The sequence below is a fragment of the Arthrobacter sp. P1_B11 genome (genome assembly GCF_056406715.1).
In genome coordinates, this window is the sequence record NZ_JBFTZQ010000063.1 from 1 (window position 1) to 996 (window position 996).

The following is a 996-nucleotide window of genomic DNA, read 5'->3' on the forward strand; positions in this document are numbered from 1 at the left end:
CTGCGAGCTGCGAGCAGCGAGCTGGCTTCCTGGCGGGTGCTGCCGGAGCTTTCGATGTGTGCCAGTTCGGCGGGGATTTCCCAGCCTTTCTTGCGCATCGCGGTGGCCCAGAGCCGGCCGGCACGGTAGGAGGACCGGACGAGGGGTCCGGACATGACGCCGAGGAAGCCGATCTCGTCCGCTTCCTGCTGGAGGTCCACGAATTCCTGTGGCTTGACCCAGCGGTCCACCGGGAGGTGCCGCTCGGACGGGCGCAGGTACTGGGTGATGGTGATCAGGTCGCAGCCGGCCTCGTGCAGGTCCTTCAGGGCTTCGGAGATTTCCKCCCGGGTTTCGCCCATGCCCAGGATCAGGTTGGATTTGGTGACCATGCCCAGGTTCCGGCCCTGGGTGATGACGTCCAGGGACCGGTCGTAGCGGAACGCGGGGCGGATGCGCTTGAAGATCCGCGGCACGGTCTCGACGTTGTGCGCGAAGACCTCGGGCTTCGARTCGCAGATCGCSTCGATGTGCCCGGGCTTACCGGAGAAGTCCGGGATCAAAAGTTCGACGCCGGTGCCCGGGTTCAGCTCGTGGATCTTGCGGACCGTCTCGGCGTACAGCCAGACGCCCTCGTCCTCGAGGTCGTCACGGGCCACGCCGGTGACGGTGGCGTAACGCAGCTGCATCGCCTGGACCGACCGGGCCACCTTGGTGGGCTCGAACACGTCCACCGGGGAGGGTTTGCCGGTGTCGATCTGGCAGAAGTCACAGCGCCGGGTGCATTCGGAGCCGCCGATCAGGAACGTGGCCTCCTTGTCTTCCCAGCACTCGAAGATGTTGGGGCAGCCGGCCTCCTCACAGACGGTGTGGAGGCCCTCTTTCTTGACGAGGTTCTTGAGCTGGACGAACTCCGGGCCCATCTGGACCTTGGCCTTGATCCACTCCGGCTTGCGCTCCACCGGGGTGGCCGCATTACGCTGCTCAATGCGCAGCATCTTCCGGCCTTCTGGTGCC

Annotated in this window: 1 protein-coding gene; it reads right to left on the reverse strand. The window is 65.8% G+C overall.

Annotated elements, in window-relative coordinates; genetic code table 11:
- Window positions 1-996 (reverse strand): lipoyl synthase (gene lipA, locus AC1D14_RS22560; protein ID WP_476969233.1); only part of this gene is annotated, 996 nt, incomplete at both ends.